This is a genomic window from Methylocystis sp. (assembly GCF_051061225.1).
Lineage (GTDB): Bacteria > Pseudomonadota > Alphaproteobacteria > Rhizobiales > Beijerinckiaceae > Methylocystis.
Genome location: NZ_JBPFEB010000040.1, coordinates 1 through 15,420, shown reverse-complemented (window position 1 = coordinate 15,420; position 15,420 = coordinate 1). Strand labels below are relative to the sequence as shown.

The window sequence follows — 15,420 nt, the reverse complement described above, 5'->3', positions numbered from 1 at the left end:
TCTATCTCGCGGCGAGGAAATCGAGCACATGCCGGACGATGCGGTCGGCCGCTTTGCCGTCCCACAGTTCCGGAATGCGACCGCGCTTTCCGGCGCCGTTGAGCGCCTCGCGGCTCGCGCGCAGGAGCGCGTCCGGCGCGCTGCCAACGAGCGTGTTTGTGCCTTCGGTTATGGTGATCGGCCGCTCGGTGTTGTCGCGCACGGTGAGGCAGGGCACGCCGAGCGCCGTCGTCTCCTCCTGCATCCCTCCGCTGTCGGTGACGACGAGCCGCGCCTCGCGCATCAGCCCGAGCATGTCGAGATAGCCCAGGGGCGGCGTCGCCAGGATTCGTGCGCCGGCGAGCTGCGGCGCAAGATCCGCCGCCTCGATACGGGCCCGCGTGCGCGGGTGCATGGCGAAGAGCAGCGGCAACTCGCGCGAGATTTCGACCAGAGCCGCGACAAGTCCCGCAAGCTTCGCCGGATCGTCGACGTTGGAGGGTCTATGCAGCGTGACCAGCCCATAGCCGTCACGCGTCGCGTCCTCGGCGAATTGGCCGCCGCCCGCCAGCTGCGCGATGGTCGCCCGCGCCGGGCGCGCACGGGCCAGATTATCATTCAGCGTGTCGATCATGACATTGCCGACAAAGCGGATGCTCTCGGCCGGGACGCCCTCGCGCTGCAATTGCGCGCCAGCCTCGCGCTCCGTGGTCAGCAGCAGATCGGACAGCCGGTCGGTAACGAGACGGTTGATCTCCTCGGGCATGGCGCGATCATGCGAGCGCAAGCCCGCCTCGACATGTGCGAGCGCGACCAGGAGCTTCGCCGCGACCAGCGCAGAGGCGACGGTCGAATTGACGTCGCCGACGACGAGCAACATATCAGGCCGGTCCGCGACGAGCAGCGGCTCGAGCGCGAGCATGATACGTGCGGTCTGCTCCGTGTTCGTGCCCGAGCCGACCTCCAGATTGACGTCGGGCGCACGAATGCCGAGCTCCTCGAAGAAGACGGCGTTCATGCTCTCGTCGTAGTGCTGGCCGGTGTGGATCAGCCGCACGGCGCAGCGTTCCGTTGCGTCGAGGGCGCGAAGAATCGGCGCGATCTTCATGAAGTTGGGCCGCGCGCCGACGACGCAGTCTACACGTCGACGGCCGGCCGGCGGGATCCCGGTCATAGCGTTAGGCCAGCACGAGCTTGCGCGAATGGACGCCCGCACGCCGGCAGGCGTTGCGCGTGTCGACGACCAGAGCGGCGTTTTCCACCAGGGCGCCGTAGTCGACGCAGTCATGGTCGGTGACGATCAGAACCGCGTCGTAGCCTCGCGGCAGATCATTGGACCATGGCCGACTCTTACGGCCCGTCAGAGCCGCATGCTCGCGCGTGTGCGGAATTACGGGCACGAAGGGGTCGTGGAATTCCGTCACCGCGCCGCGCGCCTCGATCTGCTCGATCAGCCGCAGCGCCGGGCTCTCACGCATGTCGTCGATGTTCTTTTTATACGCGATGCCGAGCACGAGAATTTTCGCGCCGTTGAGACCCTTGCGGCTGTGCATGTCGAGCGCCCAGGCGAGCTTGTTCGTCACATGCTGCGGCATGCTGGAGTTGATCTGGCCGGCAAGCTCGATGAAGCGCGTGGCGATGCCAAATTCGCGCGCCTTCCAGGTAAGATAGAAAGGGTCGATCGGGATGCAGTGCCCTCCGAGGCCCGGACCCGGATAGAAGGGCATGAAGCCGAAGGGCTTCGTCTTCGCGGCCTCGATGACTTCCCAAATATCGACGCCCATTGGCTCGTAGACTATCTTCAGCTCGTTGACGAGCGCGATGTTCACGGCGCGGAAGATGTTCTCTGTCAGCTTGACGGCCTCCGCCACGCGCGTCGAGGAAACGGGCACGGTGCTGCTCACGAAGGATGCATAGACAGCCTCGACAGCGTCGCGCGCGACCTGATCATCCGCGCCAACCACCTTCGGCGTGTTGGCCGATGAAAAGCTGGCGTTCCCCGGATCCTCGCGCTCGGGCGAGAAGGCGAGCAGAAAGTCGCGGCCGCAGATGAGGCCGGAGCGCTCGAGGATTGGACAAACCACCTCGGCGGTTGTGCCAGGATAGGTCGTGCTCTCGAGCACGATCAGCTGCCCCGGACGCTGGTGCTTTGCGATGGTCTCGGTCGTGGCCACGACAAAGGAAAGATCCGGCTCGAGATGCTGAGTGAGCGGCGTCGGGACGCAGATGAGCAGCGCGTCCGCCTCGGGCAGGCGCGAAAAATCAGCCGTCGCCGTGAAACGTCCGCTGCTCATGACCTCCTTGATGCTCTCATTGGGAAGATGATGCAGGTAGCTCTCGCCGCGATGCAGAGCGGCGGGCTTCTCGGGATCGATGTCGAAGCCAAGCACCTCCACCCCGGCGCGCGCAGCCGCAAGACAGATCGGGAGACCCACATAGCCAAGCCCAAGCACGCCAAGGCGACCCCGCTTCTGTCTGAATAACTCCGCGATCCCTTGGACAGGTGACATGTTTTGCATCCTCAATAGACCTCTAGCAGGCTGTTGAAAAACCCCTCGCGCTGGCGACGCTGATATGATTCCCTTCGCTTCAGGCAAGGGGGCGTGGAATGCGCGGCGGGGACGAGCGGTCTGGGGCGCTGTTCAGCTATGTCGACATCGAGGCGCGGGTTCCGAGTTCGCACCCCCTGCGGGTGATCCGCGACTTGGCGAACGAGGCGCTCGCCGGTCTGGCCGGGGAGTTTTCAGCGCTCTACGCCTCGACGGCCGGCCTTCCATCCCGCCGGAGAAGCTGCTGCGCGCAATGCTGCTGCAAGCCTTCTACTCGATTCGCTCGGAGCGCCAACTTATGGAGCGGCAACCGGTCCGCGCATGGTCATCAGATCATGCAAAACTCGAGGGCGGGGAGTTTCCATCGCATTCGACGCGCGAAAGGCAAAGGCGCCTTAAACTCCGCACATGTTGTTTTTCTGAACCGCTATTCGCCAGCTTAAAGCGAGTTCGACAACCGGCGCTTGAGTCTACGGGCAAGGTGAACGAATGGTCGGATGGCTGAATATTTCTCGAAATGCGCGGCGATGCGGCCGGCGAGCGGACCGTGGTTGTAGGAGAGCGCTTGGCCGATGTGGCGAAAGGCGTCGAGTCCGACAATATCGGCGATGAAGTAACGGGTCTGAGCGTTGACACGCTGCGCGTAATCGAGCTCGGTTTCCCACATCCGGCGGCTTTCCTTATACTCTCCGATTGTCTGAATGAATAGGCGCCGCTTGAGATGCGGCCAGTCTGTATAGGCGTGATCGCCGACCATCTTAACTTGACGACGAGGATCATTGTCGAAGATACGAACGGCATCGTCTCCGACTTCGGCGCGGCGGCGCTCTCCCAAGCAGCGGGGATGCGGCCGACAGATCACCAGCCCCACGTCGTTATTTGTCTCCAGCACAGCCACAGCGCGTCGTAGGTAATTCGGCGGCCCAACGCACACCCAATCGTCCTGAATGTGAAGCAGGTAGTCGCCACGTGAAGCCTCAATGCCCTGGTTCACATTGGCTCCCATGCCGCGATTGACGGGCGAGAGCGCGCAGACATCAAAACCCATCTCACGGATGGCCCGCTGGGCCTCTAACGGGCTCCCATCATCCGCGACGACAAGCTCGAGCCGATCACGTGGATAATCTGTGTTCGACAAAAATGAAGTTAGGGTCGGCCCTAATGTTACAACCCGGTTGTAAGTGACGAAAACAACGGAGATGAGAGGAAGCTGTCGCCCTCCAGCGCTGTTGTCTCTCTCCTCAGGCATAGGAATTGCTCTCGTCAAAGCTGCCGCAATAGCCGTCAAACCATGAAAGCGCCGGTTCTCTGACAAGTAGATAATTCGCTTCGAAGTAACGCTCGAGTTCAGGATGCCAAGATTCATAAATATCGATGCGTCCATGCGATCGCACTTTAGCGAGACGATAGGGCAATCCCGATATCAGATCGAAGGCATCCTTCAGGAAAGCGCGACCATGCACCCAGCGATGATTATACTCGAACTGCAATACATCTATCCGCCCGGCCTCCAGTAACGGACGCGCGCCGGCGATCACTTTCATGTCGTGGCCCTCAGCGTCACATTTCACGAAATGGACGTGTTTAATTCCTGTCTCCTCACAGAAACGTGTAAGCGTCTCGAGCCGCACCTTGCACCAGCCTTCGCTTGGCTGACCAGCGCGCGGGTCGAAATGAAGCGTGTTGGTCCCGCCAGTTATGCTCGTCAACGCCATATCGGCGCAACCGGGCGTGTCCGACAGGCCGTAGCGATGCAACCGGACGCGCGCTCCTTCCGGGGCTGTCCGAAGTTCTCTCTCGAAGCGATCGGCTGTCATGGGCACCGGCTCGAAGGCGTCCACTTGAATCCCTCCGTCGGCGAGCCGCGCAGGTGAGGCTTGCCTAAGGAGAGATAAGGTCCACTCACCCCTGTTCGCGCCGACATCCAGAACCTGCATGGGCGTACTGGGCGGTATTGCAGCTAGCACGCGCTGTTGCAAACTCGCCTCCCCGTTACTTGAGATCTGCGCCGAAAGTGGTTCGCCGCGGGCTTTGGCGTACACCTTTCGCCCCAAGCGCCAAGATATGCGGCGCATTGCATCTTTCTGGAAAGACTTCATGTCCTGCTCATGTATATGTTTTTTCCGCGTATCCGGAGGCGGGCCCCGGGTGGCGAGGAAGTTCTCTGTAGGTGCGTCCTAAAAAAGACGACGCGGCGACGGCAATGCTTGGTTTCCGGAGGATCTTATGCAAAATGCATCAGCTAAGCTGTGTCCTTATGCATTATGCAGCTATCCTTGGCGCAACAAACGAAGGGAATTTATCAACCGGTTTAGAATAGCCTGCGTCATTGGGAAGAACGTAACGAGCTTCAACGCAACAAAGGGCAACAACAGGCGCGATGCGGGATCCACCTCTTCCCTTCGCCTTAGGGCCCGGTTCAAAGCCTCGATATCACCTGCGCGAAAAGCAGCCTTTGCCATTATCGACAGCGCTGATTTCTCGCCCACCAATGTAAAATCGTGGCGATTACCATAAATCAAACGAAGATCTCTAAAAATATCTGCTACTCCCTCCATAAACTTGACAGTCGACGAGAGCCCCGATCTCGTTACGGACCCCGGCGCGATACGGTATACTGACATAACTCTATCAATGTAACCGATCTTCCAATTAGCTGCGCAATAAAGAGCCAAAGGTAGGTCCCCTGCTGAGTAATGGGGGTTAGCAAGAGGAGAAGATAGGAATTTATCGATTACCTGTTTTCGATAGATCGTCGTGCAGGTCCGAACAGAAAGCTTGCGGAGAAGAATCGCGAACATATCGCCGCTCAAAGCTGCTTCGGCTACTCCATGGTGAGCACTAACGACGTCGAGACACCAAATGTTATTGCGAAGAGTTGCATTCCTGAAATCAGTATGGACCATCCCCATTTCGGGATTTTGCCGCAACAAATCAACCTGCAGATGCACCTTAATTGGATCACACCACCAGTCGTCACCTTCGCATAGGCCGATGAACTCGCCGCGACAATGTTCTAGTGCACGAAAAAAATTGGGCATCATGCCCACGTTGCTTTCACCGGTGATAATTCGCACACAATGAGGGTGACTTCCTACATATTTCTGAGCAATGGTGCGCGTCGCGTCGGTTGAGCAGTCCTCAGCGACGATAAGCTCGATTGGGAAAGCGAAGACTTGCGAGAGAACACCTTCGATCGCCTGCTCGATATAGTCCTGGTGGTTATAGGCAAGCATCACCACCGAAACGACCGGAGCAGAATACAGCTCCTTGGGATTCGAGATCTCAATCATGCCCGGTTCTTGGTAGCACGCAAGGCCAATCGAGATTGGTACGAGGTCAAAAGCAAATCCCGTAGGTCACGATACCCCGGCAGATTTAAAATCACCGCCAAAGCGGGAAACACTACCGCTCCGATCAGAATCTCAACAACCAGCCGCTGGAACGGCGAGAATCCGAACAGAAAGGGATGCACCACCAGAACGGCACAAGCCATGGCCAAGGCGCTTCCGACCGAAGGCGTCACGTCTCCGATCTGCCGAAGAAGGCCGTACCCGGTGAGACGATGAGAATAAAACGCATTAACGTAGTAGGCAAAAAAAGACGCAATTAGCATCGCCCAGGCAATTCCAGTTGCGCCCTCCCTAGCCGCAACAAGCAGCGCCAACAAACCCACCGATTTTTTAACGAGCTCCAATCGGAAGAACAGGTTGGAGCAGCCCAGCGCTATCAAAGCTTGCAAATTGATGACGTGAAGCGGCATAAGGAGTCCGGATATACACAGAATTTGTAAAATCGGCACACATGGGCGCCAAGGCTCCCCGAATGCCGTCAGCACGAATGGATCGGCGACTGCGGCGAGCCCCAGCATGGTCGGCGCATTGATTAGCATCGTCGTCTGCACCGAGAACTGCATGGTTTCGGAGAGCTGTTCTCGCGAGACGGCCCGCGAGAAGAGAGGAAACGCAACCCGTGAAATAATGCTATTCAGCATGGTGCTCGGCAACTGAGCAGTTGATTGCCCTCGCCCGTACAACCCGACCTCGCCCGCTCCATAAAGACGGCCGATTATCAATGTGTACCCCTGATTAAAAGCAACGTCCAGAAGCGCCGACGCCAACATGTAACCGCCAAACCCGAACAGGCGGCGTGCGGAAGCAAGGCTTATGATCGGCTTCGGTCGCCAGCGGCTTTGCTGCCATAGCATAAGCGTCGTCGCAGCGCTCGCGGTTAGGGTCTGCGCGGCCAATGCCCACACCCCAAAACCATGCCATGCAGCGCCGATCGCAACGCCGCCTGAGAGAAGCATTGATACTACGCTGGCGATTGTTACGGGGCGAAAGTCCAGCCGCCGAGTAAAGAGCGCCTGCTGGATAGACCCGCAGGTTGCCACAATCAGGTTGACTCCCATCGCTCGCGCAAGCGGCTCAAGCACAGGCTTATCAAAAAGCGCAGCGATCGCCGGAGCGATGAGCCACAACACGGCGGCGCCGATGGTCGCTGCCGATAAGTTGAACCAGAAGACGGTTGAGAGGTCGTCGTCTGCGACATCTGGCCGCTGTATAAGCGCGGAGGACATTCCTCCTTCTGCTAGCACTCCGGCAACCCCTACGAACAGCGCGAGAAGAGCGACGGTGCCGTAGTCCGAAGGTAACAGCAGGCGTGCCAGCACAACCGAGATTGCGAACTGAACGCCTTGCCGCAACAAAATATCGACCACACTCCAAAATGTCGCCGAGACTGCTCGCGTCGCTGTCATGTCCGCCGCTCATCGAACCGACGCTGAAGCTTGAGGAGATCGTGTTCGCAATCGGAATAAAAACTCACAGCTCTACTTTCAAGGGATTGCCGATCATTTTGCTCTCGCCAAAAAGCGATCTGCCGAACTGCCGGTAAACCTTTGCATCACGTCTTCCAACCCGCTTCGCGATTTTACGATGCGGAGGACACCGTCGTCTCGGGTGATTGGACGCCGGGCACAGAAGATAGAGATCAAGCAAGCGATCCGATCACCGAACATCGAGAGTGTGCTTGTTGCGCGCGGGCTCGATATGCTGCCGGCGATAGCTACCGCACATCGGGTGAGACCGCGGCTCTCCCGATGAGTATGCGACCCATAGCTCTCACTCCATAGAGCGGTCTGTCAAGCAGGACGCGTCCATTACTTTCTATCACAATCGACGTCGAACCAATTCTGCTCCAGGCCGCGCCGCATCTCTCCGCGCGAAAGCGCCATAGAATCTCAAGTGATCGCTGCGCAAACGCTTCATAGGCGATACCTTGCATGAGATGCGACGGGCAAGCCAGCTTAGCGCATGTTGCCTCGAACTCCCAGCTTAGCGTCCGCAAAGGTCTATCGTTGTTTGCAGCGACGCTTGCCAAGTCATGAGCAGACGATCATCGCAATCTTGCGGGGTTTCTCTTTTAAATTCGATACACATTGCAGACGAAAGCGTCAATACTAAGGCACAGCGGTTCAATTATAACAGGCCGCACGCGCCACCCGGAAGTCCTCTTAAGCGAGCCAGCGCCCAAAGCTACGCGCCAGCCCGGCGCGGGGGCGGAACCAGAAGCGCGGAAGCAAATGCAAAGAACACGAGAATCGCATCTGTGCGCAAAGCATAGTCGACTAGTTCGTGAGCCATGAGCAGCCCTATCGACACCGTCGCCGCGCGTGCCATGAGAAGATTAGCGTCAGGGCCGAATCGGCGCCAGACGTCGCGGGAGCGATGCAAGAACCAGGCGCCAAAACAAAAGATGAGCGAGACGCCCGGGGCGCCTGTCTCAAGCGCAAACTCCAAAAAATCATTGTGAGCGTGGTTCGCGTAACGATCCGGCACGAGATCTTCCAGCCGTTCGATTGACGCATAAATCGGCACGAATGAACCTATCCCTGTTCCCAACGGCGCCGCTGAAAGTGCTGCCTTGGCCGTGACGCGGGCAAGCGTAACGCGGGCGTCCGCGAAGGGGTCATCTTCAAAGCGCGCAAATGTCCTGTAAAGGCCATACTGCAGACCGAGCATCAACGCGAGGACGGCAAGGAGAGCAAATATCCCACCGGCTCGCGTTCTGTCGCCAGAAATGCTCCGCCACGGCTGAAGAGCCATAGAGCCAGCAAGCGCTATCATCAGAAGGATTACGCCAGCGCGTGAGCGAGCCATGAGCGTCGCAACAATCAAGGCGAAAACCGCGACTCCAGCCGCCAAGAGCTTGATGACCGCGTGGCTGTCGTATTTATTGTCTCGCAATGAGAGCGACGGGGTCAACGCGCCGATCCAGGCTGCGGCAAAAGGAATCAGACTGTAAAGAAGGGCTGCCTCGTGATTGCGGTTGTTGAATAAGCCCACCGACTCGATCGCGCCTCCGGGGCTATCGTGACCCTGAGATAATTGAAGCAACCCGACGAAGGCGTTGGCGATACCGAAAGCGAGCGGCACTAACGTTAGAAGAAGCCGTTCCGGGGCTGACAAGCTTACGACACTTAAAAACACAGCCAAGGGCGGCAATAGGGTCAGCGCTCCAATGAGCGTCGCTTCCGGAGTCACGCTCATAGGAGCCCATCGAATGGCAGCCTCTATTGTGCCGAGCCCGGTTACCGCCTTTTCACGAAAAGGTAGACTGGTCCAAATCGATGGCGGCAACGGGATGAGTTGAACGACCACTAACAGGGCAGCCGCCGCGATCAACCAAAGCGCCAGCTTAGCCGTCGGTTGCATTGTGCGCCAGTCGAGCTGTAAGAGAGCCAATAGAAGTGTTGGCAGGGTAAGGACCTGTATCATCGAGTTTGTCAAATACACATTGGCGGCTCCACCCCCCAGAAGCAGACCGATGCCGAGTGCGAAAGCCGAACTGTAAGACAGCGCGCTTACGCGCCCAATTCTAACAGCGCCTAGTCGTCTGATGATCGTTGCGCCAAAGTTCATAAAAGATGCCTCGATGCAGGGGTCGATCGCCGCATGACTGGCACGTTCTGCACGGTTTTCGTCGAGAAGAAAAGATCGTTCGATTTTCACACAGAGAGGCGTATTCCCGTCACAATCTTGTCCTTCTATGTAAAAATAGGATTGCCGTACATTAAGCAACATTTGGGCTGATGTATTCGGCGGCAAAGGGGGAAGGCAGATAAGGCAAATGATTGACTTGCATAGCCATATTCTGCCCGGCATCGATGACGGAGCGCCAGACATTGCAACATCATTATCGATGGCGCGGGCGTGGGTAGCTGACGGCGTCTCGACGGTGGCGTGCACGCCCCATATTCTGCCCGGTCTCTTTCCCAACACTGGGCCAGATATTCGCCAGGCAGTCATTCAATTGCAAGATCGGCTCGACGACGCTGGCATAGCGCTCAAGCTAGTGCCGGGTGCCGATAATCACGTCACTCCGAATTTTGTCGACGGGTTGCGACGCGGCCATCTCCTGTCCCTCGCAGATAGCCGTTATGTTCTTGTCGAGCCGCCTCACCATACGGCGCCGCCGCGTCTTGAAGATCTCTTTTTCAACATCATGGCGGCTGGCTATACACCGATCCTAACCCACCCTGAGCGCCTTACTTGGATCGAGTCGGAATATGACTTGATCGTCTCTCTCGCAACACGCGGCGTGTGGATGCAAATCACTGCGGGCGCCTTGACAGGCTCTTTTGGGCGGAGCCCTAGATATTGGGGTGAGAGGATGTTATGCGAAGGGCTAGTGCACATTCTCGCTACTGATGCGCACAACATCGCGTCTCGGCCACCTGTTCTTTCGCAAGGTCTCGCTTATGCGGCGCGCCTCGTGGGCGATGAAGAGGCAGAGCGCCTTGCCAAGACGAGGCCACTCGCTGTGCTCGAGAATCGGCCGCCGTCGTCCGTAGCGCCGGCGGTTAGTTCAATAAGAGAGGGAAGAGACCATGCGAGGCGCGCAGTTGAAACAAAGGCTATGGCGCGCTCTATGGATGGCCGCTCTCATTCTGGGAGTGGCTCTCTGCGCTGGCTGCAACGAATATTCTCCTAGCGGGATCGATAGCGCGCCGCAGCGTGCAATCCATGCAGAGGGTACCAAACTAGACGAGCTGGCCCGCGCGTCGGCCCCCTACATCGCGGAATCGACGCCAGGCGCGTCTGCCTATAAGATTGGTCCGCTCGATGTTCTTGAAATCAGTGTGTTTAAGGTCCCTGAGCTAACCCAAAGCGTGCAGGTCGCCGACAATGGCCTCATCAACCTTCCCCTCGTCGGTGATATCCAAGCTTCGGGAAAAACGCCCTCGACGCTTGAGACCGAACTGCGCGGCAAGCTCAATGGAACCTATATCAAAAATCCTAGCGTTCGGGTCTTTGTCAAAGAGTTTAACAGCGCGCGAATCACGTTGGATGGTGAGGTCAAAAGTCCCGGCGTTTACGCATTACGTGGGTCTCCCACGCTCCTCGCCGCTATTTCTCTCGCCGGTGGGCGCGATAAGGATACCGCCTCCTCGGAAGTAATCATTTTCCGGGCTAACCCAGACGGCACCCGATCTGCGGCGCGCGTCGATCTCGCCGCGATTCGATCGGGTGCCGTGGTCGATCCGATTGTGCAGGCTGGCGATGTGATCGTTGTCGAAGGCTCTACCTCGAAATATGTCTACAATACCCTCAAGATGATCGTACCCTTTACATCTCTGGGCACCTTGGCGTTCATGGCGACGTAGTGTGCGGGCGCTGATCGAATCACTTCACACCGGCACCCTAAGGTAAAGCTCTTGGACACAGCTGACAATGCGTGACGCGAACACAGATGCTCTTTTGCCTGCGACCCACAGTGCCCCCGGTAGTCCAGCGGACGGGGACAACGGATGCCGCCATGGTTATGGCGAGCGCATCGCCCCCAGCTTCGAGGCAACGGCCGAGAACGGCTTCGATTATCGCGAACACCTGCGAGTTATTCTCAAGCGCAAAAAGGTCATTGCGGTTACGACCGTCGGCGCGTTGTCGCTTGGCTACCTCTGGTCGCTTTTGATCCTCCCAGTTTATACAGCCACTGTAAGACTACAGGTCGATCCGGAAGCAAAAATCGTCGAAAAGGGGGACATCAATGCAGGCGATCCCCGGACTTACGATTACATGAAAACACAGCTCGAATTGCTTCAAAGCCGTAACATGGCCGAGCGTGTCGCCGCAATCGCTAATTTTTCTGGGGGGGCGGAACAAGAAAACTCTAGTAGTCTCTCACTATCCATGCTGCTAGGCGGAAAGTCGAAGTCCCACCCGCCCGTTGCCCCGTCGAGAAACGACTTGGGCGTCGGAAGGGTCCTTGCGGGGCGCGTTGTCAAACCAATTATAGGTTCGCGATTAGTTGACATAAGCTTTACCGATCCTTCCCCCCAACTGGCGGAAGGTGTGGCGAACGCCTTCGGAGAAGCCTTTATCAATTTTAATCTTGACAAGCGCCTTGAAAGCAACGCTTACGCCAAAACTTTCCTCGACGAGCAGATCAAGCAGCTTAAGATAAGGCTGCAAGATGCCGAAAAGACAATGATTGATTTTGCTCAAAAAGAGAAGCTGATTGCATCAACTGGCAGAGACTCCGCGGAGCCGACCAATTTCGGACAGGTCAGTGCGGCGCTGGGCGCGGCTACGGCTGAGCGCATCAAAACCGAGTTGCAATGGAAGCAAGTTGAAGCGGCAAACGCAATCAACCTTCCACAGCTCCTTACGAATGCCGCGATTGCTCAATTGCGCTCAGCGAGAGGTGCGCTAACTGCAGAATATCAGGAAAAAGCGAGCACCTACGGGCCCGGCTACCCGGCTATGACGGAGATCAAAAACAAAATCGCTGAAATCGACCGGCAGCTTGCCGCCGAAGTAAAAACAATCAAGGCATCTTATAAGGCCGCATATGAGGCCTCACTCGCCCAAGAACAGGAGCTTAAGAGAGAGGTCGAAGCGACGCGCAGCGAAACGCTCGACACGCAAAAGCGCAGCATCCAGTTCAACATTCTCAAACGCGAAGTGGATACCTCACGTGCGCTTTATGAAAGCTTGTTGCAGCGTTTCAAGGAAGTCGACGTCGCCAGTGGCGTCGGCGTCAACAATGTCTTTGTCGTGGATAAAGCGGTGCTTCCCAGCGCGCCGTCCTATCCAGTCCGTTCTACCTTTCTTCGGAACGCGTTGATCGCGGGCCTACTCGCGGGCATCGGGCTTGCCTATCTCCTCGAACGTCTCGACGACGTAATCCACTCCAGCGACGAAGCCGAACGTCTATCGAGACTTACCACACTAGGCATCATTCCGAGGGTAAAAAACCTGGAAGAGGAGATAAGTGACCCGAGATCCGGCGTATCGGAAGCCTATCGTTCGCTTTGCACTACTCTACAGCTATCCACTGCGGAGGGGCTGCCAAAAGCATTGCTCATCACAAGTTCGATGCCAGGAGAAGGAAAATCCCTCACCGGTCAACTGATCGCCAAGCATTTCGCCGCGATGGGCATGCGAGTGCTTCTCATTGACGCTGATCTTCGCAATGCGTCATTGCATAAAAAGCTCGGCCTCGATAACAGCTGCGGCTTGAGCAATTTTCTGACGAGCGGTTGCACGCCCACCGATGCAATTCAGAGAGTGGGCGACAAGCATCAGTTTTTCTTCATGTCATCAGGACCGCTGCCGCCGAATTCCGCCGAGCTTCTCGGAAGCCAGCGGTTGCGGTATCTGATAGATATAACGACACGGGCGTTCGATCTTGTGATTGTCGACGGCCCGCCGGTGATGGGCCTTGCCGATGCGCCGCTTTTGACGCGCTCAGTGCAGGCGACGGTATTTGTCGTAGCGGCCAATCAGACACGCAAGCCGGCGCTACAATCCGCTCTCAAGCGCCTAGCGGTTGCTCGGACCCACCTCCTCGGTCTTGTCCTAACGAAGTTCGACGCCAAATCGGCTGGGTATGGGTATGGGTATGGGTATGGGTATGGCGGAGCCGGATACGGGCAGGTTGGCGATGACGATAAACTCGCCTCTCTCGAGAACGGAAATTTGCAACTGGAACATGCCGAGTTTGCAGACGATGGCGATGCAGTAGGCGCAGCGACGGAAGCAACTGGAAAGCAGCAGAAGTCGCGTTTCTCTGAAATGCTTGAGGGTCTCGCCAAACGCTTCCCCTCAGCCTGAAACTCTGATGGTAAGAAAAGCGGACCGGACACAGGCTTGCTCTGATATGCGAGGCCAAGGCAAAATCCCGGCAAGAGCGCCTATTTTCGCGATCGTCGCCGCCGCCTGCTATCTCATCATAAGCCACAGCGTTCCAGAGGGGCTATCGGAGTATCTTCCCGAGGTTTCTCTGCGCCTGAACAGGCGCAATCCTGAGTCTGTTCTGAAAATTTCGGAGCAACTCATCATCGAAGAAAAGGAACGGCGCGCCGAGGTCGAGCAGGCAAGACAAGAGACGTCGCAAGAAGCTCGCAAGCCCCTCGACCCTACCCTGCGGCAACGGATTGTTGGCGCGCTTCAAGTCGCACCCTTGAATGCACATGCATATCAGTTGCTTGGTCAGCTCTCTGAACTAGAAGATAAACCCAGGACCGCCAAGCGATTGATGACGATTGCTTCGACGCTCTCCCGGCACGAAGTCAGAGCGCTTGCTTTCCTGATGCGCGAACGCCTTTCGGAGAACGATTCCAGGGCAGCGATCGGCTATGCGGATATCTTGATGCGCAGCAGCATGTCTGCAGGGTCTGATATTGCGCCGATTTTGGCGCAGTTGTCGGAAATTCCGGCAGCTCGCGAGGAATTGGTAAAGCGCCTCGGTGAAAACCCCCCGTGGCGAGCGCAGGTGCTCCGCGCATTTGCCTCGCTTCGTATCCATGATCCGCGGGCGCCTTATGAATTATTTTCAGCATTGCAAGCGAGTCCGCACCCCATTTCAGAAAAAGAGCTCGCTGGTTACATAAGGTATCTTTTTAAACTGGGCGCGTATCAATTTGCTTATTCCGCATGGGCACGGTTCCTTCCCGAGAGTGACATCCACTATCTCGCACATGTTTTCAACGGTTCGTTTGAACGCAATCCGAGCGGCATGCCTTTTGACTGGGGCTTCGGAACGGGCCGTGAAGCAAAAGTAGGCATCTTTGCACGCCCAGATAACAGCGCTCAAAGCGCCTTATGGGTCTCTTTCGGTCGGTCGCGTGCCCAATTCCCCGCCATCAGTGAAATCCTCGTTTTGAAGCCTGGCGCCTATCGTTTTAAGGGGATCTATCAGGGAGAACTGCGCGCGCGTCGCGGACTGCAATGGAGCGTGACCTGCGTCAGTGGCCTGCGTGCGGGCGAAAGTGATATGCTGGTCGGGCAAATTCCCACGTGGCGAGTTTTTTCTTTCGATATACTTATCCCGGCAGATCGATGCCCGGCGCAACATCTCCAGCTATCCCACATGGCTCGCAGCCCGTCCGAGCAATTGGCGTCAGGCTATATGTGGTTCGATGATATTGAAATCATACGCGCCGAGGATGCCCCGCCGCTCGATCAGGCACCCCCGCCACAGTGAAGGTTCAGTCTTCGGCTGGCTTCAGTCGCCTCCAGCCCTTTTCAAGTTGGAAAGGCCCCAAGTGTCAGCGCCCTCTTTTCCAGCCAATTCGCATATCTCTCTTTCAGGCCCTTAGTATCTGTCCGAAGAAAAGTTGAGTCGAATGAGTCGGCTATGATTCAACGAGGCGATCTGATTCTTTTGGGGATTGCCCAATGTGGACGAACGAAAATCGCGCCCGCTATGATCGCAGCAAGTTGCGCTATCCCAGCGTTCTGACGTAAGCGCTCAACGCCTCCCGTGTAGCGGACTTACGCTTGGACGCCGATGATTGGTTGCCCTGGATTCGGGTGATCGACATAGGTCTGAGCATATGTCTGGAGATAGAACGTTTCAGGTTTTGGATGTGAGCCCAGCGCGA

At 57.2% G+C, this 15,420-nt stretch carries 11 protein-coding genes and 1 pseudogene; 5 read left to right on the top strand and 7 right to left on the bottom strand.

The genetic code is table 11. The features are described 5' to 3' along the window. Position 1: 1 nt before the first annotated feature. Positions 2-1,153, bottom strand: coding sequence for a non-hydrolyzing UDP-N-acetylglucosamine 2-epimerase (gene wecB, locus ACR652_RS08405; protein ID WP_434506065.1), 1,152 nt, complete (start codon positions 1,151-1,153; stop codon positions 2-4). A gap of 4 nt (positions 1,154-1,157) precedes the next feature. After that, entirely contained in the window at positions 1,158-2,498 is a 1,341-nt protein-coding gene (locus ACR652_RS08400) for a nucleotide sugar dehydrogenase (protein WP_434506064.1), read from the bottom strand. Between the two features lie 89 nt (positions 2,499-2,587). Between ACR652_RS08400 and ACR652_RS08395 the strand changes: the two are divergent. Next, positions 2,588-3,033: pseudogene (locus ACR652_RS08395) on the top strand (transposase). Here the strand turns inward: ACR652_RS08395 and ACR652_RS08390 are convergent. The 5 genes from ACR652_RS08390 to ACR652_RS08370 all read right to left on the bottom strand — a co-directional run bounded on the left by ACR652_RS08390 (position 2,968) and on the right by ACR652_RS08370 (position 9,778). Continuing rightward, positions 2,968-3,777: a glycosyltransferase gene (locus ACR652_RS08390; protein WP_434506063.1), complete on the bottom strand. Its 810-nt coding sequence runs from the start codon at positions 3,775-3,777 to the stop codon at positions 2,968-2,970. The pseudogene ACR652_RS08395 and the gene ACR652_RS08390 sit on opposite strands and share 66 nt — an antisense overlap. Continuing rightward, complete coding sequence (locus ACR652_RS08385) at positions 3,770-4,627, bottom strand: FkbM family methyltransferase (protein WP_434506062.1); 858 nt, start codon at positions 4,625-4,627, stop codon at positions 3,770-3,772. Before ACR652_RS08385 ends, ACR652_RS08390 begins: the two co-directional genes overlap by 8 nt. 171 nt (positions 4,628-4,798) lie before the next feature. Further along, positions 4,799-5,821 carry a glycosyltransferase gene (locus ACR652_RS08380; RefSeq protein ID WP_434506061.1) on the bottom strand — a complete coding sequence of 341 codons (1,023 nt, stop codon included), beginning with the start codon at positions 5,819-5,821 and terminating at the stop codon, positions 4,799-4,801. Next, positions 5,818-7,287 carry a lipopolysaccharide biosynthesis protein gene (locus tag ACR652_RS08375; protein ID WP_434506060.1) on the bottom strand — a complete coding sequence of 490 codons (1,470 nt, stop codon included), beginning with the start codon at positions 7,285-7,287 and terminating at the stop codon, positions 5,818-5,820. Before ACR652_RS08375 ends, ACR652_RS08380 begins: the two co-directional genes overlap by 4 nt. Positions 7,288-8,065: 778 nt before the next feature. Beyond that, complete coding sequence (locus ACR652_RS08370; protein ID WP_434506059.1) at positions 8,066-9,778, bottom strand: O-antigen ligase family protein; 1,713 nt, start codon at positions 9,776-9,778, stop codon at positions 8,066-8,068. Here ACR652_RS08370 and ACR652_RS08365 point away from each other — a divergent pair. The 4 genes from ACR652_RS08365 to ACR652_RS08350 all read left to right on the top strand — a co-directional run bounded on the left by ACR652_RS08365 (position 9,660) and on the right by ACR652_RS08350 (position 15,020). After that, positions 9,660-10,523 carry a tyrosine-protein phosphatase gene (locus ACR652_RS08365; RefSeq protein ID WP_434506058.1) on the top strand — a complete coding sequence of 288 codons (864 nt, stop codon included), beginning with the start codon at positions 9,660-9,662 and terminating at the stop codon, positions 10,521-10,523. The two genes, ACR652_RS08370 and ACR652_RS08365, sit on opposite strands and share 119 nt — an antisense overlap. After that, complete coding sequence (locus ACR652_RS08360; protein WP_434506057.1) at positions 10,465-11,196, top strand: polysaccharide biosynthesis/export family protein; 732 nt, start codon at positions 10,465-10,467, stop codon at positions 11,194-11,196. Before ACR652_RS08365 ends, ACR652_RS08360 begins: the two co-directional genes overlap by 59 nt. A 67-nt stretch (positions 11,197-11,263) precedes the next feature. Beyond that, a complete protein-coding gene (locus tag ACR652_RS08355) occupies positions 11,264-13,648 on the top strand; it encodes a GumC family protein (RefSeq protein ID WP_434506056.1) in 2,385 nt (794 codons plus the stop codon). Between the two features lie 7 nt (positions 13,649-13,655). Then, a complete protein-coding gene (locus tag ACR652_RS08350) occupies positions 13,656-15,020 on the top strand; it encodes a tetratricopeptide repeat protein (RefSeq protein ID WP_434506055.1) in 1,365 nt (454 codons plus the stop codon). Positions 15,021-15,420: the final 400 nt, after the last annotated feature.